Annotated in this window: 21 protein-coding genes; 8 read left to right on the top strand and 13 right to left on the bottom strand. The window is 71.0% G+C overall.

The genetic code is table 11. The features are described 5' to 3' along the window. Window position 1: 1 nt before the first annotated feature. From Val02_RS31805 to Val02_RS31765, 9 genes are read right to left on the bottom strand one after another with little or no spacing between them, the layout of a single operon-like run. Window positions 2–1,207 (bottom strand): cytochrome P450, encoded by a 1,206-nt coding sequence (locus Val02_RS31805; RefSeq protein ID WP_203902955.1) that lies wholly within the window; start codon window positions 1,205–1,207, stop codon window positions 2–4. Further along, on the bottom strand, window positions 1,204–2,319 hold the full coding sequence (locus Val02_RS31800; protein ID WP_203902954.1) for a glycosyltransferase: 1,116 nt from the start codon (window positions 2,317–2,319) through the stop codon (window positions 1,204–1,206). The genes Val02_RS31805 and Val02_RS31800 overlap by 4 nt, the downstream gene beginning before the upstream one ends. After that, entirely contained in the window at window positions 2,316–3,521 is a 1,206-nt protein-coding gene (locus tag Val02_RS31795; protein ID WP_203902953.1) for a GNAT family N-acetyltransferase, read from the bottom strand. The genes Val02_RS31800 and Val02_RS31795 overlap by 4 nt, the downstream gene beginning before the upstream one ends. Next, window positions 3,518–4,399: a YveK family protein gene (locus Val02_RS31790; RefSeq protein ID WP_203902952.1), complete on the bottom strand. Its 882-nt coding sequence runs from the start codon at window positions 4,397–4,399 to the stop codon at window positions 3,518–3,520. Before Val02_RS31790 ends, Val02_RS31795 begins: the two co-directional genes overlap by 4 nt. Next, entirely contained in the window at window positions 4,396–5,538 is a 1,143-nt protein-coding gene (locus tag Val02_RS31785; RefSeq protein WP_203902951.1) for a glycosyltransferase, read from the bottom strand. Before Val02_RS31785 ends, Val02_RS31790 begins: the two co-directional genes overlap by 4 nt. Beyond that, window positions 5,535–6,248 carry a polysaccharide deacetylase family protein gene (locus Val02_RS31780; RefSeq protein WP_203902950.1) on the bottom strand — a complete coding sequence of 238 codons (714 nt, stop codon included), beginning with the start codon at window positions 6,246–6,248 and terminating at the stop codon, window positions 5,535–5,537. Before Val02_RS31780 ends, Val02_RS31785 begins: the two co-directional genes overlap by 4 nt. Next, window positions 6,241–7,773, bottom strand: coding sequence for a murein biosynthesis integral membrane protein MurJ (murJ, locus tag Val02_RS31775; RefSeq protein ID WP_203902949.1), 1,533 nt, complete (start codon window positions 7,771–7,773; stop codon window positions 6,241–6,243). The genes Val02_RS31780 and murJ overlap by 8 nt, the downstream gene beginning before the upstream one ends. Continuing rightward, window positions 7,770–9,134, bottom strand: a complete 1,365-nt coding sequence (locus Val02_RS31770) for an O-antigen ligase family protein (protein ID WP_203902948.1) — start codon at window positions 9,132–9,134, stop codon at window positions 7,770–7,772. Before Val02_RS31770 ends, murJ begins: the two co-directional genes overlap by 4 nt. Before the next feature lies 1 nt (window position 9,135). Beyond that, entirely contained in the window at window positions 9,136–10,551 is a 1,416-nt protein-coding gene (locus Val02_RS31765) for a sugar transferase (RefSeq protein ID WP_203902947.1), read from the bottom strand. Between the two features lie 504 nt (window positions 10,552–11,055). On the opposite strand from Val02_RS31765, the gene Val02_RS31760 reads away from it, so the two are divergent. The 8 genes from Val02_RS31760 (at window position 11,056) to Val02_RS31725 (ending at window position 20,295) form a co-directional block, all read left to right on the top strand. Next, window positions 11,056–11,619, top strand: a complete 564-nt coding sequence (locus Val02_RS31760) for a TlpA family protein disulfide reductase (protein ID WP_203902946.1) — start codon at window positions 11,056–11,058, stop codon at window positions 11,617–11,619. Continuing rightward, complete coding sequence (locus tag Val02_RS31755; RefSeq protein WP_203902945.1) at window positions 11,616–12,434, top strand: cytochrome c biogenesis CcdA family protein; 819 nt, start codon at window positions 11,616–11,618, stop codon at window positions 12,432–12,434. The genes Val02_RS31760 and Val02_RS31755 overlap by 4 nt, the downstream gene beginning before the upstream one ends. Window positions 12,435–12,911: 477 nt before the next feature. Continuing rightward, window positions 12,912–14,345, top strand: a complete 1,434-nt coding sequence (locus Val02_RS31750) for a glycoside hydrolase family 16 protein (RefSeq protein ID WP_203902944.1) — start codon at window positions 12,912–12,914, stop codon at window positions 14,343–14,345. 200 nt (window positions 14,346–14,545) lie between these two features. Next, entirely contained in the window at window positions 14,546–15,838 is a 1,293-nt protein-coding gene (locus Val02_RS31745) for an ABC transporter substrate-binding protein (protein WP_203902943.1), read from the top strand. 82 nt (window positions 15,839–15,920) lie between these two features. Then, a complete protein-coding gene (locus Val02_RS31740; protein ID WP_203902942.1) occupies window positions 15,921–16,913 on the top strand; it encodes a carbohydrate ABC transporter permease in 993 nt (330 codons plus the stop codon). A gap of 79 nt (window positions 16,914–16,992) precedes the next feature. Beyond that, window positions 16,993–17,847, top strand: coding sequence for a carbohydrate ABC transporter permease (locus Val02_RS31735; RefSeq protein ID WP_203902941.1), 855 nt, complete (start codon window positions 16,993–16,995; stop codon window positions 17,845–17,847). Next, on the top strand, window positions 17,844–19,229 hold the full coding sequence (locus tag Val02_RS31730; protein ID WP_203902940.1) for a GH1 family beta-glucosidase: 1,386 nt from the start codon (window positions 17,844–17,846) through the stop codon (window positions 19,227–19,229). Before Val02_RS31735 ends, Val02_RS31730 begins: the two co-directional genes overlap by 4 nt. Before the next feature lie 34 nt (window positions 19,230–19,263). Then, window positions 19,264–20,295 carry a LacI family DNA-binding transcriptional regulator gene (locus Val02_RS31725; RefSeq protein WP_203903028.1) on the top strand — a complete coding sequence of 344 codons (1,032 nt, stop codon included), beginning with the start codon at window positions 19,264–19,266 and terminating at the stop codon, window positions 20,293–20,295. Between the two features lie 4 nt (window positions 20,296–20,299). Here the strand turns inward: Val02_RS31725 and Val02_RS31720 are convergent, their stop codons facing one another. The 4 genes from Val02_RS31720 to Val02_RS31705 are packed head-to-tail and all read right to left on the bottom strand — an operon-like array spanning window position 20,300 to window position 22,489. After that, window positions 20,300–20,887, bottom strand: coding sequence for a hypothetical protein (locus Val02_RS31720; protein ID WP_203902939.1), 588 nt, complete (start codon window positions 20,885–20,887; stop codon window positions 20,300–20,302). Further along, window positions 20,877–21,245, bottom strand: a complete 369-nt coding sequence (locus tag Val02_RS31715) for a YbaB/EbfC family nucleoid-associated protein (protein ID WP_203902938.1) — start codon at window positions 21,243–21,245, stop codon at window positions 20,877–20,879. Before Val02_RS31715 ends, Val02_RS31720 begins: the two co-directional genes overlap by 11 nt. Then, entirely contained in the window at window positions 21,246–22,172 is a 927-nt protein-coding gene (locus Val02_RS31710; RefSeq protein WP_203902937.1) for a WXG100 family type VII secretion target, read from the bottom strand. Beyond that, on the bottom strand, window positions 22,169–22,489 hold the full coding sequence (locus Val02_RS31705) for a hypothetical protein (protein WP_203902936.1): 321 nt from the start codon (window positions 22,487–22,489) through the stop codon (window positions 22,169–22,171). The genes Val02_RS31710 and Val02_RS31705 overlap by 4 nt, the downstream gene beginning before the upstream one ends. Between the last annotated feature and the right edge of the window lie 38 nt (window positions 22,490–22,527).

Genomic DNA, 22,527 nt, shown 5'->3' with positions numbered 1-22,527 from the left:
CTCAATACGTGAAACGGAGCCGGCTGATTCGGTTGTCGAAGTTGGACGGCACGAGTTCCGGTTCGCCGACCGAACGGATCTCCGGCAGGCGGGTGAACAGCTCCCGGAACAGCACCGTCATCTCCTGCCGCGCGAGCGAGGTGCCCAGGCAGAAGTGCGGACCGCCGCCGCCGAAGCCGACGTGCGGATTCGGCGACCGGGTCAGGTCGAAGCGGTCCGCATCCTTGAAGACCGTTTCGTCCCTATTAGCCGAATTATAGAAGAGAACGACGTCTTCGCCTTCACGTAACAGGTGGCCGTTCAGCTCGTGGTCACGCGAAAGCGTGCGGCGGAACTGGATGATGGGCGAGCAGTGCCGCACCGTCTCCTCCACGAAGCCGCCGACCCGGCCCTCGTAGTCGGCCAGCAGCAACTCCCGCTGGTCCGGATGAACGGTGATCAGGTGCAGCGCGTGCGCGATGGCGTTCCGGGTGGTCTCGACCCCCGCGACGAGCAGCAGGTTGAAAAACGCGCCGAGCTCACGGGCGTTCAGGCCGCGGCCGTCGACGTCCGCCGTGACGAGCGCGGAGATCAGGTCGTCCGTGGGGTTCGCCCGCTTCTCCTGGCCGATGCGGCCGATGGTGTGCTGCAGGCGGGCCATCGCGCGCAGGGTCTGGCCCGGGATGCGGAACCCACCTGTGTGGCCGCTGCTGCGTTCGACCCGTTCGAAGATGGCGGGGCGCTCCTCCTCGGGGATGCCCATCATGTTGCAGATGACCCGGAACGGCAGCTGTGCCGCCACCGACGCCACGAAGTCGTCCGGGCGTTGCGCCACGACACCGTCCACAATGGACGACGCGATGCCGCCCATGTCGTCGGCGATCTTGCGCACCACCCGCGGCGTGAACGCGCGCGAGACGATGCCCCGCAGCCGCGCGTGCCGCGGGTCGTCGAGGTTGACCATCGAGTCGCCGAAGACCGTGCGTACCCAGCGCGCCGGCTTCGGCATGGTCACCCCGGAGCCGCTGGTGAAGACCTCCGGGTTACGGCTCGCGGCCACCACGTCCGCGTGCCGCACCAGAGCGTAAAAGCCTTTGCCGGAACGTCCTTCAGCGAAGAAGACCGGCTCGCTCCGTTGCCGCAGCGCGGCGAAGGCGGCGGCACGTTCCTCGTGCGGCCGGCGCCAGAACGCGGCGTCGGTCAGGTCCACGGTAAGCGTCGCCGTCATCGGTTCACCGCCATCTTTCTGCGCTCGGCCACCTCGGTGGTGGCGTCCGCGAGCCGGTCGTAGGTGTGCCGCAGGTCGAACCCCTGGGACCTGCGCAGCGCTTCCTTGCCCTCGGCGCGCATCAGCGCCGGTGCCTGCAGCCGGCGGGTGAGCGCCCACGCCAGCGCGCCCGGGTCCTCGGGCTGCACGAGTTCGCCGACCTCCGGGGTGAGCGTCTCGATCAGTCCCGGCACCGCCGAGGCCACCACCGGCCGCCCGGTCGCGAACGCCTCCAGCGCCGTCAGCGGCAGCCCCTCCCAGCGGGAGGGAAGCGCCACGAGGTCGGCGGCGGCCAGCCAGCCCCGCACGTCGTCGACCGGGCCGGTGAACCTCGCCCCCGGCGCCCCGGTCGCCTTCGTCGACTCGTACAGATCGCCGCCGCCGACCAGGGCAAGTTCGGCGGTCGGGCACTCCTGCCGCACCCGGCGCCACGCGTCGAGCAGCACGTCCTGGCCCTTCTGGCGGGTGATGCGCCCGACGCAGACCACCAGGGGCACGTCGCGTCCCACGCCGAGCGCCGCCCGGGCGGCCATGCGCGCCTCGTCGTCCGCCGGCCGGAACCGGGTCAGGTCGACGCCGTTGCGGACCACCGTGTACTCGCCCTTGACGCCGCGTTCGCGCCCCTGGGCGGCCTCCGCCTCGGCCACGCAGACGAACAGGCCGGTGCGGCGGGCGGCGTGGCGTTCCCAGGCGACGGTGGCGTGCCGGAGCGCGCCGGTGACGGCGAGCCAGGACCACGCGTGGGGCTGGAAGAGCACCGGCGTCCGCTGCCGGGGCAGGAGCCGGCCGGCCAGTCCGGCCTTGGAGGCATGCAAGTGCAGGACGTCCGGCCGCTTCGCCGCGACGATCCGGCCCAACGCGCGCGCCTCCCCGAACGCCGACGGCCCCGGACTGCGCACCGCCTCCCACGCCTCGTGCGCGATCCCGTGCTCCCGCAGCCGGGTCGCCAACTGCCCCTCGGCCGGGCAGGCCACGGTCACGTCCCACCCCCGCGCCACCTGGTCCCGGGCGGCCGCGACGAGATACCCCGCGACGCCGCCCTCCCGCGGCTGGGCCACATGCAGCACCCTCATGGCGCCTTCTCCTCGGCCGGTGGCCCGGGCTGGGTGGGCACGCTCGGCTTCGCCCTGCGGGACAGCAGCGCGCGGACCCGGTCCCTGGCTTGCCTGACCCATGGGGCCTTCGCCTTGGCGTAGAGCACGGCGCGCCGCTTCGTCGCCACGAGCGCCACGTACACCGCCGCGCGCGGGCTGCGCGGGCGGCTGAAGAGCAGGCGGAGGTTCTGCGACTCGGCGGGGCGCCAGCGGTACTTGTGCGGCTCCGCCCCGCGCAGCATGCTCATCACCGGCCGGCCCCGCTCGTGCGCGAACGGCAGCGTCGAGCCGATCAGCAACGTGGTCACGTCGAGCTTCTCGCGCAGTTCCGGCAGGGCGCCGAAGAGGTAGCCGCCCACCAGGTCCGGCCCGATCAGCACGAGGTTGGACACCACGTGCCGCCCGTCGATCCGGTACTCCAGCACGGCTGCCTCGCCGGCGCGCACCATGCCCTCCAGCGCGCCGCTCAGGTGCCGCGCGAACTCCGGCCGCAGGTGTTCCGGGTTGACGCCGCGCCCCTGCCACTGCGCCTCGTGCAGGCGCAGCAGGTCGGCGACGGCGCGCGTGGACTCGTCGGCCGGCGCCGGACGTACGTCCACCCCGAGCTTGGCGATCTGGTTGACGCGCCGCTTCACGGTCTTGCGGGTGTGCGCCGGGAGTTCCTTGACGAGGGCGTCCATCGGGCTCGACGGGAGTTCCAGGCACACGGATGCGGCGATCCCCCTGGCCCCGCCGCGCCACGAGGTGGCGAAGACCCCGCCCGCCATGGCGCGCGGCCGCGTCTCGTGCAGGTCGATCACCTGCCAGTCGCGCAGCGCCAGCAGGGCCGTCGTCATGGCCTCCGCCGCCTCGGGCGCACAGGCGTCGTCGAGCAGCAGGTCGGCGAAGTCCGACAGCGCGCCGCCGATCGGCACCAGCACCGCGCACCCGCCGCGGCGGGTCCGGTACAGCGGCGCCGCACCGACCAGCTGCCCGTCGCGCCGGACCGTCACCACGCGCAGCGCACCCGGCCGGCCGTACACCTGCCACCAGGAGAGCAGCCACGCGTGCGACTGGAACGGCGTCGCCCGCGCACACCGTCCGAACAGGACGATCCACTCCTCGCGCAGGGCGGCGAAGGCGTCGGTGTCGCGAATGACCTTCGTGGTGAAGCCCGTCGTCGTCCGCTGGATCACGCTCATTGGTTGCTCCGGTAGATGACGACGGCGCGGCCCACGATCTTGTCGGTGTCGGCGGTGTCCGCCTCGGCCTCCGCGCTGTCGCCGTCGGACTCGACCGGCAGGTACTCCAGCACGGCGGCCTCGTCGTACCAGCCGAGCGCCTTCTGTTCGGGCAGGCGCACCACGTGCTCGCTGGGTCCGGCCGTGATCGCGGGCACGATCGGGATCGGCTGCGTCGCCGCGACGGCCCACACCTGCGCCGTTCCGCTCGGCTGGGTGGGCATCGTCGGGGGTGCCACCGGGGCGGCCGGGCTCGGCGGCCCCTCCGGCGCCTCGGCCTTCCGCCGGCCGCGGCCGACCCCGGCGAGAACCGCCAGCGCGCCGATGAGCAGGCCGCCGGCCGCGCCGACCGCCAGTTCCAACGGGGGCTTGGGAGAGATCGGCGAACCCGGCACCGACGCAGTCGCGAAGACGGCGAGCCCCACCCGGGTCTCGGTCTTGCGCCCGTTGCCGAAGTCGACGAGCGCCTTGGCGAGGGCGTTGGCGACGTCGGTGACCCGCTGCCGGTTCGGCCCGACCACGGTGATACCGATGATCGGGGCGTCCGGCGAGGTCGCCGCGGTGACATTGCCCAGGCTCTTCAGCCCGAGCGCGGCCTTGGCGGCGTCGGCCACCGGCCCCTTCGTGACGATCTTCCCGTAGGCCTGCGCGTAGTTGAGCGCGGCGATCGACTCGACCTGCTCCCCCGGCGCGACGGACACGTATGACTGAGCCTGGTAGGTCGGCGTCTTCATGGCCCCGTACGCGCCTCCCGCGCCGGCGCCGATGAGCGTCAGCAGGAGCAGCAGGCCGAACCGCCGCACCAGGCGCTTGAGGATCTCCGGCGTTCGCACCTTCATGACCTTTCACTCCTGAGTGGACCCCGAGGGGAAACTGATCTGCGCGGGGCTGTCACCCGCTCGTAAAGTCCGCTGACCGCGCTGGCCAGCGGCGCTATGTCGAACCGGGCGACGATCGGTGGCGCCGGTTGCCGTGTGTAGTCACGTCGTTTGACAAGAGTGAGCACATCGCGCAGGGCGTCCTGAAAGGACTTCTCGTCCAATGGGATGCGCGAGGCGGTGGGCGCCGCGGCGGGCGGCGCCTCCTCCAGGGGAGGACAGGCGACGTAGGCGACCGGGAGGCCGGAGGCGAGGGCCTCCAGTATGGCCAGCCCGAACGTCTCGTGCGGCGACGGTGACGCGAACACGTCCATCGCGCACAGCACCTCGCGGGCGTGTGCGGTCGGACCGGCGAACAGCACCCGGTCCGCGAGGCCGCGTTCCCTTGCCGCTTCCCGCAGGGCGGCCTCCTCGGGCCCGCCACCGACGAGCAGCAGCCACGCCTCGGGCAGCGCCGCCGTCGCCCCCACGAGCACGTCGAACCGCTTGGTGGCGACGAGCCGGCCGACGGCCCCGACCACGGGCGCGTCCTGCGGGATGCCGAGCCTGCGGCGGGTCGCCTCGCGGACCACCGGGTCGAAACGGAACTCCGCCGCGTCGATGCCGTTCGGGATCACCTGGATCTTGCGCTCCGGCACGCCCCAGTTCACGAGGCGGGTGCGGACCGTTTCCGAGACGGCGACGGTCGCCTTCGTGAGCCGCTCCGCGCCCAGGTAGAGGGCGCGCACGCCGCGGGTCGTCGGCCGGCCCTCGATGACGCCGTCGCCGAGCGAGTGTTCCGTCGCGACCACGTTCCGGACGCCGGCCAGCCGGGCGGCGAGCGCGCCGTACAGCCCGGCGCGGTAGAGGTGCGTGTGCACCACGTCGTAGCGCCCGGCCCGGATCAGCCTCGCCAGCCGGGGAACGGCCGCCAGGTCGGTGTTGCTCCGCATGAGCACCTCGTGCACCGGCGTGCCGGCGTCGCGGATCGCCGAGGCGATCGGGCCGGGGTTCGCGAGCGTGACCACCTCGCACTCGTCCGGCAGGTGCCGCAGCAGCAGCCGCAACTGGTGCTCGGCGCCGCCCGCGTTCAGCCCGGTGATGACGTGCAGAACCCTCATGAGGCGGCCCTCCGCTGCCGGACGTTGAAGCGGGCCCACTTGGCGCCCAGGCGCAGCAGCCCGTCCCGGTCGCCGACGAACTGCCGGGGCAACGCGAACCGACCGTCCAATGTGGACGGATACACCGAGCAGGCGTACTCGTAGCCGGCCGCCCGCACCGCCTCCATCTCCCGCGGCCCGTAGAAGCCCCACGGGTAGCAGAACCCGGTGACGTCCTGCCCGAGCACGTCGCCGAGCAGTTCGCGGCTGGTGTGCACCTCCTCGTGCAGCACCTTGTCGTCGCAGTCCGGCAGCCGCTTGTGCGTCATGCCGTGCGAGGCGATCTCCATCCCGGCCGCCGCGGCGGTGCGCACGTCGTCGGCCGTCATCAGCGCCTTGCGCGGCCCGGGCGTGTCCCACGCGTTGTCGGCGCCGAAGACGCCCGGCAGCACGAAGACGGTGGCGCCGAAGTCGTGCTCCCGCAGGGCCGGCAGGGCGTTCGACATGAAGTCGGCGTAGCCGTCGTCGAAGGTGAGCCCGATCAGGCCGGCGTCGCGCCCCTCGCGGCGGGCCTGCAGCAGTTCCCCCATGGAGACGCCGCGAAGGCCCGCGCGGCGCAACCACCGCAGCTGCGCGGCGAACCGGCGCGGCGAGACGGTGACCTGGTACGGGTCGGTCTCGTAGGGCTCGACGGAGTGGTACATCAGCACCAGCGGCATGGCTTCAGACACGACGGAACCTCCCCGTCACACGCGAGGCCAGCCTGGCGACCTCGCCGATCCCGAACAGGTGGGCCAGGCCCGTGAACGCCACCAGCACCACCGCGCCACCGCCGACCAGCGTCAGCAGCGGGTGCATGTCGAGCAGCAGCCGCCCGAGCGCCCAACCGAGCGCACCGGCGACGATCGCGGCGGCCCCGAGCCGGGCGGTGGCCGAGGCGACCGCCGGCAGGGAGACCGCGAGGATGCGGTGGCGCAGCCCGACGAGCAGCAGCGCGGCGGTGAGCGTGATGCCGGCGCCGTTCGCGGCCGCGATCGTCCACGCGCCGAGGCGCGGCGCACCGGCGAACGCCACCACCGTGGTGAGCGCCAGCCCTGCGGCCATCGCCCCGAACGGGTGCCACGTCGGGCGTTCCCCGGTGAAGAACGGGCGCGACAGCACACCCACGAGCGCGTGCCCGAGCAGGCCGAGCGCGTACACCCGCAGGATCGCGGCGGTCGCGTTGGTGTCGGCGTTGCTGAACTCCCCGTGTTCCAGCAGCACCTCCACGATCGCCGGGGCGAACACGACCAGGTACGAGGCGGCCACGAGGATCATCGCCGTGACGGTGCGCAGGTCGCTCTCCAGGCGGCGCCGGGCGGCGGCGTCCTCGCCCGCGGCGACGTTGCGGGCCAGCGTGGGGAACGTGACCGTGCAGACCAGCAGCGCCACCAGCATCGGCAGCTGCGCCAGCTTCTGCGCGTAGTTCAGGTACGAGATGGTGCCCTCGGGGAGGTTGGAGCCGAGGAAGCGTTCGACGAAGACCTGCGCCTGACGGGTCAGCGTGTAGGCGGCCAGCGGGACGAACGCGCCGAGCGTCACCAGCGACCGTCCTTTGTGGATGGACCTGGGCAGCCCGACGTGCTTCACGAACGACGGCAGCTGCACCAGCACCATGAAGACGCTGCCGAGCGCGACACCCGCGGCGGCGCTGACGATCCCGATCCGCCCGTGGAGTGTCCACATGAGACCGAGGATCCCGACGTTGTAGGCGAGGTGGATGGCCGCCGGTGCGGCGAAGACGTGGTGCGCCCGCAGCGCCGCGCTGACGTAGCCGGCGAGCCCGAACATCAGCACCGTCACCGACGTGAGGCGGGTGCACGTGACGGCCAGCTCCGGTTCGGCGAGCCCGGGCGCGAGCACCCGCACGATCAGCGGCGCGCTGAGACAGACCACCGTGGACACCACGACGAGAACGGCCGTGATCTTCGGCAGCGTCGCCGCGACGGCCTCCCGCGCGGAGAGGTTGCCCGCCACCGCCCGGCTGAACAGCGGCACCAGCAGGAACGACATCGCCCCCTCGACCACCAGCGGGAACGCCGTCTCGGGCACGGTCCACGAGACGAGGAAGGCGTCGGTGTCGCTGCCGGCGCCGAAGTAGCGCGCCAGCAACAGGTCCCGCACGAAGCCGAGGGCGGAGCCGGAGACGGTGACGACCATCGTGACGATGGCCGCCTTGACCAGGGTGCTGCTCTTCGAGTCGACCGTCCGGGTCATGATGCACCACCGGAGCGAGGGACGATGAGGGAACGCCGGGCCGCGAGGCCGAGCAGGATCGCCAGCACCATGCCGGTGGGACCCGCGCCGATGTCGCCGTACGCGAAGTCGATCATCGTCCAGATCAGGACGGTCGGCGCCGCGTAGTCGAGGAAGCGGGTCTCCACGGTGGACTCCTCGGCGCCCTGGCGGCGGCGCAGTGCGGTCCAGAGGATGCCGAGCAGCAGTCCGGCGAACGCGGTGATCCCGATCAGCCCCTGCTCGGCCAGCACCAGCAGGTACTGGTTGTGCGGCGACAGCAGCGGCTCGCGTTGGAAGTCCGTCGCCCCGTTGGAGACGTCGCTGCCGGCCGACAGTTCGATCGGCGCGTGGCTGTCCCGGTAGTTCGGGAAGTCCTTGAGCCCCACGCCGGTGACCGGCTTCGTGGCCCAGATGTCGACCGCGGCGCTCCACAGCGCATAGCGGTCCCGCACCGAACGGTCCGGCTCCTGCGTGCTGGAGAAGATGCTGGTGACCCGCTCGTCGAGGATCGGCTTCGCCGGGTCCTGCACCACAAAGAGAACGGCCACGGCGAACAGCGCCGTGGCCGAGATAGCGGTCACGAGTCGCCAGCTGAACAGCACGAGCATCAGGAACACCGAACCGGCGGTGGCGATCCACGCGCCGCGGCTCAGCGAGAAGTACAGCGGCGCCAGCAGGAACGCCGTCGTCCCCAGGAACGCCAGGCGGGTCCGTCCCTCGGTGGCGAACGCGAGCGCGAGCGTCACGAGGATGCCGTAGCCCACCAGCGCGCCCAGCGCCTGGATCTGCTCCGCCCCGAACGTGCCGACCGCCCGCGTGTACTCCCCCGCGTACGACGCGCCGGTGGCGGTGAAGTACTGGTACACGCCGACGAGCCCCTCGACCACGGTCGTGGTCACCACGGCGCCGGCCACCAGGAAGAGGTCCAGCCGGTCCCGCACCGCCATCGCGGCGGCCAGCGGCACCAGCACGAACAGCTCCGCGTACCGCACGAACCCGCGCAGGCTCGCCGCGATGTCGGTGCCGAGGATCGTCGCGATCGTGATGGACAGCACCAGCGCCGCGAACGGCACGAAGCCCTTCCGGTCCTCGATCCCCTCGCCGCTGAACAGCTTCAGCGCGACCGCGCCGACCCCGAGGCAGGCGACGATGTCCGGCACGGTGACGAAGCCGACGCCGAGCGGGTCCTGCAACGGCGCGGGCAGGCAGACCAGCAGCACCGCCGCCGCGATCACCACGCTCGGCCGGCGGACCGCCCCGGCCACCCCGGCGAGGAGCCAGGCGAGCGGGGCGAGGGCCACCCGGAGGGGCCCCTGCACCACGGAGACGACGGCGGACATGTCAGCGCCCGCACATTCCGAGCATGGAGCCGAAGGTCCGGACGATGATCTTGATGTCCATCCCGAGGGACCAGTTCTCGATGTAGTAGTTGTCGAAGCGGGTGCGCTCCTCGATCGAGGTGTCGCCGCGCAGGCCGTTGATCTGCGCCCAGCCGGTGATGCCCACCTGCACCCGGTGCCGGTCGGCGTATCCGGCGTAGGTGCGCTGGAACTGGTCCACGAAGTACGGGCGTTCCGGGCGCGGGCCCACGAGCGACATGTCGCCGCGCAGGACGTTGAAGAGCTGCGGGAGTTCGTCCAGCGAGGTGGCGCGGATGAAGCGGCCCACGGGGCCGACCCGGTGGTCGGTGCCGATGTTCCACTTGACCTGCGACTCCGTCTCGGTCGCAGGCGTGAGGGAACGGAACTTGAGGATCGTGAACGGCTTACCGCCCCGGCCGATCCGCTCCTGCTTGAAGATCACACCGGCCCGGCCGGACTCCCACTTCACGGCGAGCGCGCAGGCGACCAGCACCGGCGCCAGCATGGCGATCCCGAACGCGGCACCCGCCACGTCCAGCGCCCGCTTGGCGGCCCGACGCCAGCGCCGCGGCGGCTCCGGGCGCATGCGCACCAGCGGGATGCCCTGCACGAGTTCGGCCTGACCCTCGCCGAGCGCCAGCTCGAACAGCCGCGGCACCACGAACACCGCCACGCCGAGGCTCCGCCAGTGGCGGATGAGGCCGACGAGGTTCGCGTCGGGCGTTCCCGCGAAGGTGACGACGACGGCCCCCGGCGCGAGCTCGGCCGCGAGCGTCTCCAGCTCCTCGATCGGCCCGAGCAGTGGCGCGGGCAGCGTCGGCTCGGTGATCGACGGCGGCCCGACGAGCCCCATCGGCGCGAGCCCGAACGTCCGGTCGGCCGCGAGCACCTCGGTCAGCCGCACCGCGACGTCGCCGGTGCCGATCACCAGGGTCGGCACACCCGGACGCCGGCGCCGCCGCGCATGCAGAACGCCGTACCCGACCAGCCGGCCGATCAGTGCCGCGAAGCCCAGCAGCGCCGGCACGGCCAGCCGCGGCTCGGCGCGCACCAGCAGTTCGGTGGGCAGGACGAGCACCACGCCGAGCAGCAGCCGGGGCAGGTCGTCGAGGACGGAGAAGCGCAGCCGGCGCCGGTACAGCCCCACCGCCGCGAACGCCGCCACGAGTGCGAGCGCCCGCAGGAGCGTGGCCGGGAACGACGACGCGGCCGCGACGGAGATCGCGACCGCGACGGTCAGGTCGAGCACGACCAGGCGCCAACGGTCGCCCGAGAAGGCGCGACCGCGAGCGGTCGAGAGGCGCGATTCGACCGGGCGCGACCGCTCGGCCCGTTCCTCGGAACGGTGCCCGCTGAGACGCTCCCGGTTTCCCGTGGAAGCAAGCTCGTGCTGCACGTCTGGCCCCTCAAAGTCAATGTGTCGATGACAACGTCAGTTATCGCAGGCACCACTGGCACCGTCGGTACCACTAACGACACGTGGCACGGAATAAGGAGGTAATTGGCGCAAGATCTATTACGGACTCGCCCGAACCCGTATCACGAACCAATAAATCCACTCGCATCGCCGCACGCCAGACCACATGCGTGCAGGCGAACGAAACGGACCACCGTCACCCGAAAAGGCGAGCGATGGGCGATGTGAAATCGGAGTGAGTTTCAGATCTCAGCGTGTCAATCGTTTGTCCACTATGTTCCCCAGCTCCGCATCCTCGGCCTTTCGGCGCCAAATGCCCGTCCGCGCAAAGGATCTCATCGAGGGGACCCGCGATCCCAGTTGAAAATGTCATGTGAAACCCGAGCACACTTCGGATTCACGCTTCGGAACCAGGTGACGGGCCGGTCCGTACTCCCTGTGGGAGCCGGCATCGCGCCGGAACCACCCGGAGGAGGTAACCGGATGAGGGCACGCGCACTCGTGGCGGTACTCGCCGCCATCGCCCTGGCGGCGGGGGTAACGGGCTGTGCGGCCAAAACTTCCGGATCTTCCGGGGGTTCCCCGCCGGCCGCCGAGTCCGCCCTCCCGGGCCCCACCGCCTCGGGCACGGCCGCGCCCGTGGTGCCCGCCGGCCTCGCGTTCAAGGGGAAGACGGTCGACGGGAAGAACTACGACGCGGCCGCCCTCGCCGGGAAGCCGGTGGTGCTCTGGTTCTGGGCGCCGTGGTGCGGCAGCTGCATGGGCCAGGGGCCGGTGGTGGCGGAGGTCGAGGAGAAGTACCGCGGCAAGGTGGGCTTCCTCGGCGTCGCCGGGCTCGGCGAGAACGCCGCGATGCGCACGTTCGTGGGTGAGGCGGAGGTCGGCGCGGTGACCCACCTGGACGATCAGACCGGCGCGGTGTGGCGGCAGTACGGGATCACGCAACAGAGCACCTACGTTCTGCTCGACGCCGGCGGCAAGGTGATTCACAAGGGCTGGCTCGACTACGACCAGTTCAACGAGAAGGTCGCGGCACTGGCGCGATGAGTACGGCTGCCCTGATCCCGCTCGCGTTCACCGCCGGCATGCTGGCCGCCGCCAACCCGTGCGGGTTCGCGCTGCTGCCGGCCTACCTGTCGGTGCTGGTGGCGCGGGACGGCGCCGGGTCGGTGTGGCGCGCGCTCACCTGCACGGCCGCGATGACGCTCGGGTTCGTGGCCGTGTTCGCGGCGTTCGGGCTCCTGCTGGCGCCGGTCGCCGGGTGGCTGCAGCCGCGGCTGCCGTGGTTCACGGTCGTTCTGGGGGTGGCGCTGGTGGTGGCCGGCGGGTGGCTGGTCGCCGGGCGAACGCTTCCGGGGCTCGTCCGGCCGGGCCGCGCGCCGGCACTCACGGGCACCGTGGCGTCCGTGGCCCTGTTCGGGGCGGCCTATGCGCTCGCCTCGCTGAGCTGCACGATCGCGCCGTTCCTGGCGATCGTCGTGGCGAGCCTGCGGGCCGGTTCGCCGGGGCAGGCGCTGCTGCTGTTCGTGGTGTACGCCGCCGGCATGGGCGCCACGGTCGGCGTGCTGGCCGTGGCCGTCGCGGCCGTCCGGACGCCACTGGTGCGGCGGTTGCGCGGCGCCTCGGCGGCGGTGTCGCGGGTCGCTGGCGGGCTCATGGCGTGCACCGGCGCGTACGTGGCGTACTACGGCTGGTACGAACTGTCCGGCGCCGCGCCCGACGACCCGGTGGTCGGCGCCGCGACCGGCATGCAGGCGCGGGCCGCCGCCGCACTGGAGTCCGCCGGCCCCGTGACGATCCTGGCGGCGCTCGCGGCGGTCTTCGCGACAGGCGTCCTGCTCGCCCGCCGGCGCCGCGCGTAGCCGCAGCCGCAGCCGCCCGGGACGCGAAATCGCCGAACGTGTGTGAGCTCACGGAGGTCAACTAGCCATTTGATCTCCCTGAGCTCACACACGTCCGCAGTGAGCTCACACCCGTGCGGCGGCAACGCGTTGTTTGATCTTGGTGCGCGGACCCGGCGAGCGGAGTGGCCGGTCACGCGAAGCGGACCGGCCCGGAGCGGGCTCGGCGGGAGCGACGGTCGCGCCCCCGACGGACCGTCGCAATGAAGCACCTCTAGGCATTCTCCTGGTCGTAGGTGTTGACGGATCGATCGATTTCACGTAACACTCAGCGCCCAAGAGAGCGCTCTCCATCATTTCCGCCCCCATTAAAGCGCCGTTAAGCAATCGATCTCTAGCGTTCCGCCACGCCCTTGATCAGAAACCGCTCCCTGATCTTGGGCGGCGCATCCGCACACCCGCACCACGCACCTCCCCCTAGGACCAGAAAGGGCCGGCATGCCCACTCAACCCCCGACCGGTGCCCGCACGGGCCGGCGCCGACTGATCCGGCGCGTCACCGCCGGTGCCGCCGGCGCGGTCGCACTGGTGGCCAGCGTCGCCGTCGTCATCAACGCCAACGCCTCCGTCCCGCCGACGCCGTCCGGCTGGACCTCCGTGTGGACCGACGACTTCGTCGGAAGCGCGAACACCCTGCCGGACTCGGCGAACTGGATCATCGACACCGGCCACAACTACCCGGGCGGCCCCGCCAACTGGGGCACCGGTGAGATCCAGAACTACACGAACAGCACGCAGAACGTGGCCAAGGACGGCAACGGCAACCTGCGCATCACGGCCCTGCGCGACGGTTCGGGCAACTGGACATCGGCGCGTATCGAGACGCAGCGCACCAACTTCCGGCCCCCGGCCGGCGGCGTGATGGCGATGGAAGGCCGCATCCAGATGCCGAACATCACCGGCGCGCCGGCCCTCGGCTACTGGCCGGCGTTCTGGGCGCTGGGCAGCCCGTACCGGGGGAACTACCAGAACTGGCCCAGCATCGGTGAGTTCGACATCATGGAGAACGTCAACGGCATCAACAACGTCCACGGCGTGCTGCACTGCGGCGTCGCGCCGGGCGGGCCGTGCAACGAGTTCAACGGCATCGGCGCCAACCGGGCCTGCCCCGGCGCCTCGTGCCAGTCGGCGTTCCACACGTACCGCTTCGAGTGGGACGAGAGCACCTCGCCCAAGCAGCTGCGCTGGTACGTGGACGGGCAGCAGTTCCACACGGTCACGCAGAGCCAGGTCGGCGAGCCGCACTGGACCAACATGACCAACCACGCCGGCTACTTCATGCTGCTCAACCTGGCCATCGGCGGCGGCTTCCCGAACGGCGTCTGCGGCTGCACCAGCCCGGACGGCGGCACCCAGCCGGGCGCCTCGATGCTGGTCGACTACGTGACCGTGCAGACCCGTGGTGGCACCCCGCCGCCCACCACGCAGCCGCCGACCAGCCCGCCGCCCACCGGCGGTGGCGGCAACGCCTACTCGCGCCTGCAGGCCGAGTCGTTCAACGCCAACAACGGCGTGGGCACCGAGGCCACGACCGACGAGGGCGGCGGCCAGAACATCGGCTGGCTGGCCAACGGCGACTGGGCCCGCTACGACAACATCGACTTCGGCAGCACCCCGGCGACGAACTTCCAGGCGCGGGTCGCCTCGGGTGCCGGGGCCGGAATCAGCGGCCTCCTCGAGGTGCGCCTGGACAGCCCGACGGCCACCCCGATCGGCAGCTTCGCGGTCGGCAACACCGGCGGCTGGCAGACCTGGCGCACGATCCCGGCCAACATCTCGAACGTCACCGGTAAGCACACCGTGTACCTGACCTTCACCAGCGGCCAGCCGGCCGACTTCCTGAACGTCAACTGGTTCACGTTCGTGCACTGATCGCTCGTCGCGCGGCGGGGTCGACTCCACGGGTCGGCCCCGCCGCCTGTTTGTGAACCTCCTGTGACTTGACTTCGGCTCCCACACGTAGAACCCTCCGTGAGAGCGCTCTCTCAACCCCGAGCGCCACGCTCCCGGGCACCACGCCGGCCCCACCCGCCGACGCCGGGGGATTCACACCCCACCGAAAGGAAACCCGCATGGGCGCCACCACCCGACGCCTCGCGGCCGTCGCGAGTGTCGCGGTCCTCGCGTTGACCGGCATCTCCGCCTGCGGCGACGACGAGGGCGGCGACGGCAACGTCACGCTGACCGTCGACGTCTTCGGCCAGTTCGGCTACGACGAGCTCTACCGCAAGTTCGAGGCGAGCCACCCCGGCGTCACCATCAAGGAGCGCGGCACCGGCGCCAACCTCTCCGACTACTCGCCGAAGCTGACGCAGTACCTCGCGACCAACGCGGGTGCCGGCGACATCGTCGCGATCGAGGAGGGCCTCCTCGTCCAGTACAAGCCGCAGGCCGACAAGTTCGAGAACCTGCTGGACCACGGCGCCGGCGACAAGAAGGCCAACTTCCTGGACTGGAAGTGGGACCTGGGCATGGCCGACGGCAAGCTGATGGGCCTCGGCACCGACGTCGGCGGCCTGGCCATGTGCTACCGGCAGGACCTGTTCCAGAAGGCCGGCCTGCCGACCAACCGCGACGAGGTCAGCAAGCTCTGGCCCACCTGGGACGCCTACATCGCCACCGGCGAGCGCTTCAAGTCGGCTCCCGACAACGGCGGGGCGAGCTTCGTCGACGGCGCCACCAACCTGTTCGAGGCCATCCTCAAGCAGAACGGCGCCTCGGTCGGCTACACGTTCTACGACAAGTCGAACAAGCTCGCGGTCGACAGCAACCCGGCCGTGAAGCAGTCGTGGGACACCACCATGAAGATGATCAACGCCGGCCTCTCGGCCAACTACCAGTCGTGGACCGACCAGTGGGTCGCCGGCTTCAAGCAGTCGAAGTTCGCGACGATCGCCTGCCCGGCGTGGATGACCGGTGTCATCCAGGGCAACGCCGGCGACGGCCTCACCGGCAAGTGGGACATCGCCACCGTGCCCGGCGGCGGCGGCAACTGGGGCGGCTCCTGGCTCGGCGTGCCGAAGCAGGGCAAGAACAAGAAGCTCGCGGCCGAACTGGCGATCTTCCTGACCAGCCCCGAGGGTCAGCTCGGCGGTTGGAAGGCGAAGGGCACGCTGCCCTCCTCGCCGCAGGCGCTGGACGACCCGAGCGTCAAGGACGCCACCAACGCCTACTTCTCCGGCGCGCCCACCGGCAAGATCTTCGCGGCCGGCGCGCGGAACCTGAAGCCGTTGCACTACGGCCCGAAGAACCTGGCCGTGCAGGACCAGGTGCTCAACGCCAGCCGCACGGTGGAGCAGAAGCAGCGCACTCCGGATCAGGCCTGGACGCAGGCGGTCGCCGACGCCAAGAAGGCGGCGGCCTAACCCCTGGACTCCGCGCCGGGCCTACGGACTCTCTCTCCCGTGGGCTCGGCGCGGCCTTACCGGAACGGAAAGGTCACCCCACATGACCGCGCAGATCACCCGGGGCCGGCACGACCGCGGTTCCCCGGACGCGGCGCCGCAGCCACCCGCGCCCAGCCGACACCGCCTCACCAAGATCGATCTGAAGTTCTCCCCGTACATCTTCATCTCGCCGTTCTTCATCATCTTCGCGATCTTCGGCGCGTTCCCGCTGGCGTACACGCTCTGGGTGTCGCTGCGCAAATGGGACCTGCTCGGCGGCGACGGGGGCTTCGTCGGCCTCGACAACTACTCGGCGATCCTCAAGGACAGCTGGTTCTGGAACGCCGTCTACAACACCTTCGGCATCTTCCTGCTGGCGACGATCCCCCAGATCCTGCTGGCGCTGGTGACGGCGTACTGGCTCAACAAGAAGCTGCGGGCGCGCACCGCGTTCCGGATGGGCGTCCTCGTCCCGAACGTCACCTCGGTCGCCGCCGTCGCCATCGTGTTCAGCCAGCTCTTCGGGCGCGACTTCGGGCTGATCAACTGGCTGATCGGCTTCGTCGGGATCGACCCCATCGACTGGCCGGCCGGGCGGTACTCCGCGTGGTTCGCCGTCGCGACGATGGTCGACTGGCGCTGGACCGGCTACCACGCCCTGATCCTGCTGGCCGCGATGCAGGCCATCCCGAAGGACCTCTACGAGTCGGCCTCGATCGACGGGGCGTCGGCGCTGCGCCAGTTCTGGCAGATCACTGTGCCGCTGCTGCGGCCGACGCTGCTGTTCAGCGTGATCATCGCGACGATCGGCGGGCTGCAGCTGTTCACCGAGCCGCTGCTGTTCAACGGCTCCAACAACGCCATCCTCGGCGGGTCGCTGCGCCAGTCGCAGACGGTCGCGATGTACCTGTACGAGCAGGGCTTCACGCGCTTCAACTTCGGCTACGGCGCCGCGATCGCGTGGCTGCTGTTCCTGCTGATCATCATCGTGTCGCTGGCGAACCTGGTGCTCGTGCGCCGTCTCGCCGGCGGCAGCAAGGGGGCCGAGCAATGAGCGGACGCTCGCGGGAGCGAATCATGAAGCACTGTGCGCTCCGGTCTCAGGGCGCCGGTGAGCGAAGCGAGGCGGCGGCATGAGTACGAAGGTCAAGGCCACGAAGCGGCCGTGGGACGCGGGACCCGTCACCTACATCGCGTTGACGATCCTGGCGCTGATCTCGCTGTTCCCGTTCTACTGGATGATCGTCATCTCGACGCGCACCAACGACGCGATCGCCGACGTGCCGCCGCCGCTGCTGCCGGGCGGGCGCTTCGCGACCAACGTGGCGCACCTGTTCGACAACTACGAGGCGCACTTCGCGCAGGGTCTGATCAACTCGGCGATCGTCTCCACGACGGTCACGCTGTCGGTGGTGTTCTTCTCCTCGCTGGCCGGGTTCGCGTTCGCGAAACTGCGGTTCGCGGGACGCAACCGGCTGCTGCTGTTCATCATCGGGACCATGATGGTGCCGATCCAGCTCGGCCTCATCCCGCAGTACATGCTCATGGTCAAGCTGGGCTGGAACAACGAGCTCCAGGCCGTCATCGTGCCGTTCCTGGTCAGCGGGTTCGGGGTCTTCATGATGCGGCAGTACGCCGACCAGGCCGTCTCCGACGAGCTGATCGAGGCCGCCCGGGTGGACGGGTGCTCCACGTGGCGGATCTACTGGAACGTGGTCCTGCCGGCGCTGCGCCCGGCCGCGGCGGTTCTGGGGCTGCTGACGTTCATGACCACCTGGAACGAGTTCATCTGGCCGTTCGTCGTACTGAACGACCCGGGCAACCAGACCGTCCAGTTGTCCCTCCGGCTGCTGGGCACCACCTACTACAACGACTTTTCGCTCGTCTTCGCGGGAACGGCCATCGCGACGCTGCCGCTGCTGGTGGTGTTCGTGGTGTTCGGCCGGCAGATCATCAGCGGAATCATGGAAGGCGCGGTCAAGGCGTGACGACGACGCAACCGAAGCAGGAGCAGACCCAGCGCGAGTTCCCCCCGGGGTTCCTCTGGGGCGCGGCGACGGCCTCCTACCAGATCGAGGGTGCGGCGGACGAGGACGGCCGGACCCCGTCGATCTGGGACACGTTCAGCCGCACCCCGGACAAGGTCGCCAAGGGCGACACCGGCGACGTGGCCTGCGACCACTACCACCGGTACAAGGACGACGTCGCGATGATGGCCGCGCTCGGCCTCGACGCGTACCGGTTCTCGGTGGCGTGGCCGCGGGTCCAGCCGGGCGGCTCCGGCCCGGCCAACCAGCGCGGCCTGGACTTCTACCGCCGCCTGGTGGACGAACTGCTGGCCCGCGACATCGAACCGTGGGTGACGCTCTACCACTGGGACCTGCCGCAGGGCGTCGAGGACCGGGGCGGCTGGGTCGCCCGGGACACCGCGGCGCGCTTCGCGGACTACGCCGCGATGGTGCACGACGCGCTCGGCGACCGGGTCCGGCGCTGGACCACCCTGAACGAGCCGTGGGTGGCGGCGTTCCTCGGCTACGGCTCGGGGATCCACGCGCCCGGGCGCACCGAACCGGCGAACGCCGTCGCGGCGGCGCACCACCTGCTGCTCGGCCACGGCCTGGCGGCGCAGCGGCTGGGCGTTCCGGTCGGGATCACGCTCAACACGAACTCGATCTACCCGGCGACCGACCTGCCGGGCGATCTCGACGCGGCGCGGCGCATCGACGGGCTGCTCAACCGGATCTTCATGGATCCGCTGCTGAAGGGGACCTACCCGATCGACGTGCGCGGTGACCTCGCCGGCGTCAGCGACCTCGGGTTCATCCGCGACGGCGACCTGGAGACCATCCACCAGCCGCTGGAGTTCCTGGGGATCAACTACTACACCACCCAGGTGGTGGCCGCACCCGACCCGCAGGAGTCGGCGCTGCCGGACCGCACCTGGCCGGGCAGCGGGGACGTGCGCTTCGTCGGCCGGGGCGCGCCGGTCACCGCGATGGGCTGGGAGATCCACCCGGCCGGTCTGACGGACACGCTGCGCCGGATCGCCACGGACTATCCGGCGGTCGACCTCTACATCACGGAGAACGGCGCCGCGTTCGACGACGAGATCGGGCCCGACGGGCGGGTGGACGACCCGCAGCGCACCGCCTACTACGACGCCCACCTGCGGGCCTGCCACGACGCGATCGCCGCCGGTGTCCCGTTGAAGGGTTACTTCGCGTGGTCGCTGCTCGACAACTTCGAGTGGGCCGAGGGCTACGCCAAGCGCTTCGGGATCGTCTACGTCGACTACCCCACGCAGGCCCGGATCCCTAAGGCAAGCGCCCGCTTCTACTCCGACGTGATCACCCGGAACGGTCTGGCGTGACGAATTACCTTATGGTCGGAGCGTGACGGAGAGAATTGCCGGTCGGGAACGGCCGACCCTGGAGATGGTGGCGTCGCGTGCGGGCGTCTCGCGCGCCACCGTCTCCCGGGTGGTCAACGGCTCCCAGACCGTGGCCCCGCACCTGCGTGAGGTCGTCATGCGTGCGGTCGAGGCGCTCGGCTACGTGCCCAACCAGGCGGCCCGCAGCCTCGTGACGCAGCGAACCGACGCGTTCGCGCTGGTCGCGTCCGAGCCGCAGTCCCGGATCTTCTCCGACGACCCGTACTTCGCGGGCGTCATCCACGGCGTCAGCCAGGAACTGGAGAGCGCCGGCAAGCAGCTCGTGCTGATCATGGCCGCCACCGGGGCCAGCCACCAGCGGGTCGAACGCTACGCGGCCGGCGGTCACGTCGACGGCGTGATGCTCTTCTCCATCCACGGCGCCGACCCGCTGCCGAACACCCTGCTGAGGATGGGCGTTCCGGTGGTCTGCAACGGGCGGCCGCTGCTGCCGCCCAACCAGCCGCCGCCGGAGTTCGGGCCGCTGCCCTACGTGGACGTGGACAACGTGGCCGGCGCCGAGACGGCCGTGCGCTACCTGATGGAACAGGGCCGGCGCCGGATCGCCACGATCGCCGGGCCGCAGGACATGGTCGCGGGCGTCGACCGGCTGCAGGGCTACCGCACGGTGCTGAAGGACTCGGACCGGCGTTCGATCATCGCGGTCGGCGACTTCACCCGCGAGTCGGGCGCCACGGCGATGCGCCAGTTGCTGGCCGACGACCCGGGCATCGACGCGGTGTTCGCCGGTTCCGACCTGATGGCCGACGGGGCGTTGCGCACGCTCAAGCAGGCCGGCCGTCGGGTGCCGGAGGACGTGGCCGTGGTCGGGTTCGACGACAACATGGTGGCGGCGTTCGCGGACCCGCCGCTGACCACGGTGCGCCAGCCCATCCAGGAGATCGGCCGGACCCTGGCCCGGCAGGTGCTGCGGCTGGCCGCGGGCGAGGCGATCGAACAGGCCAAGATGCTCCCCGTCGACCTGGTGGTGCGCGAGTCGACCTGACCGTTCAGCCGCACAGCGCGGCCGCGATCCGGCGGGCCTTGCCCCGGCCCATGTACAGCAGGCTGGCGAACGCCACCCACGAGCCGTCGCCGAACCCGACGGTCAGGCGGGACCAGTTGAGCCGGTACCGGCCGACGCGGGCCGAACGCACGGTCGACACCGGCGTCTCCCACAGCGGGCGCAGCCGCGCCGACGCGGGCTTGTCGTGCTGGTCGGCCCGGTCGACGAAGTGGCCGCCGTCGAGCGGTTCGAACAGCAGCAGCCGCGCGTCGGTGACCACCAACAGCAGGTCGCTCGTGCCCTCGCAGGCCTGCCGGCAGCGCGCCGCGAGCGAGTCGGGCGCCCCGCCGGCGGCGCGGCCGAGCAGGAGCCGCACCAGGCGTTCCCCACCGGGCAGGTTGGGCGAGAGGATCGCGCCGGCGACACCCGCCGCGACCGTCCCGGGGGTGCGCGTCAGGTCCCGCTCGGGCGGCGGGAGCGGGCCGACCCCGGGTGCGGCGTGCGTGACGACCGCGGCCAGCACGCGCTGCCCCGGCGCGAGTTCGGCCAGTGCCTCGGCGTAGGCCCGCAGCGGATCCGGATCAAGGAACATCCGGATACCGATCAACGTCCGGCTCGGTGCGCCCGTCCATGCCGGGCAGCGGGTCCAGCAGCGCGCGCACCGCCGCACGGGACGACTCGGCCGCCTGCTCCTGCGCCCGTTGGGCAGCCTGGAGGAACTCCTCCGCCAGGGTCTGCGACGCGGCACGCATGGCGCGCGGGTCGAGAAGGACGTCGACGATGGTGCCGTCGTTCTTCGCCCGGACGATCACGAAGCCGGAGTCGCTGACGCCCTCGGCGGCCTGCTCGGCCAGTTCGCCGATGCGCTCACCGAGCCGGCCGCCCATCGCGTGCAGCCCGTTGATGAGCTTCTCCAACCGGTCCAGGGCCGGATACTCGTGCCCGCTCACCTACGTGCCCACCAGATCGATGAGGTCCTGGATGGGTCGGGTGTACTCGCCCGTCACATCCTCGTAGGTGCCGTCGACCACGTAGTTGCGGTCCTTGGTGCCGTCGCCGATGTCGCGGAACCCGACCCCGGCGTCGAGGGCCGCACCGCCGAGCCCCGGAAGGTTGACCGGCGAGGCGGCGTTGATGACGAGCTTGCCCGGCAGCATCCACAGGAACTTCTGGACCTGGAAGTTGAATCCGGCTCTGGTATAGAGCGCGCCCTTCCAGGGCGAGTACTGCCGTTTCGTCTTGAAGATCGTCACGAGCTTGCGGGAGTACGTCATCAGCAGCTTCGCCACGGCCCGGATCCGCAGGGCGAGCCGTTCGAGCATCATCGCGAAGCGGCCGATCACCCGCCAGATGCGGCTCAGGACCGCCGCGAGCCGCGCGACCGCACGAACGGCGAAGGCCACCGCGCTCGCCCCGAACGAGACCGCGGCCGCGACCGCGGCGATGATCAGCTCGGCGACGTACCACAGGATGAACTCGAAGATGATCTCGCACAGCAGGTTGAACGCGTCGACCGACGCCTTCGCCGCCTCGACCAGGATCTTCGCCAGTTCGTCGAAGCCCTCGCCCAACTCGTCGACCGCGCCGCTGAACTCGCCCATCGCCTCCTGGAAAGCATCACCCGCCGGCCCTCGCCAGTGTGGGCGCAGCCGCTCGCAGTTGATCCGGTGCTGGGCCGCCGCGAAGCGCACCTTGTCGCCCATGTGCGCCGCCTGCCGGGCACCCTCCATGAGCTCGTCCGGATCACCGGCCACCAGTTCCAGCGCCCATTCGAACGGTAAGAGCACCACCCGGGTCAGCGCCTTGAACGGCTCCGGCGCCCAGCCGACGAGTTGTTCGAAGTAGGTCCGGTTGCGCTCCAGCGCGATCTGGCTCAATTTCCCCCCTCCGGCCGGAACAGGTCGCGGTTGGCCAGGTCGGTGCCCTCGTACGCGGCGCTCTCGTCGGTGACCCCGTCGGCGATGTCCTCGAACGCCGTGAAGCCGTCCTCCAGCCCGGCCAGGAGGGCGTCCGCGATCTCCTGGTACAGGTCCCAGAACTCGTTCGACGCCGGCAGCCGGCCGAAGGCCCAGCGGCTGACGTCGAGTCGCGCCTTGTCGCTGCTCAGACGGTCGAAGGTAGCGGCGAGCGCACGGGTCTTGTCGGCGAAGGCCGCCAACTGCGCGGGGTCGATGTAGCTGTCCGGTGACGTCACGGGTCCCTCCAGGTCACTACAGGACCGGGAGGCTAGCA

This window comes from Virgisporangium aliadipatigenens (assembly GCF_016863615.1).
GTDB classification, from domain to species: Bacteria; Actinomycetota; Actinomycetes; order Mycobacteriales; family Micromonosporaceae; genus Virgisporangium; species Virgisporangium aliadipatigenens.
The sequence above is the reverse complement of the archived record's forward strand: the minus strand, read 5'-3'. Positions and strand labels throughout refer to the sequence as shown.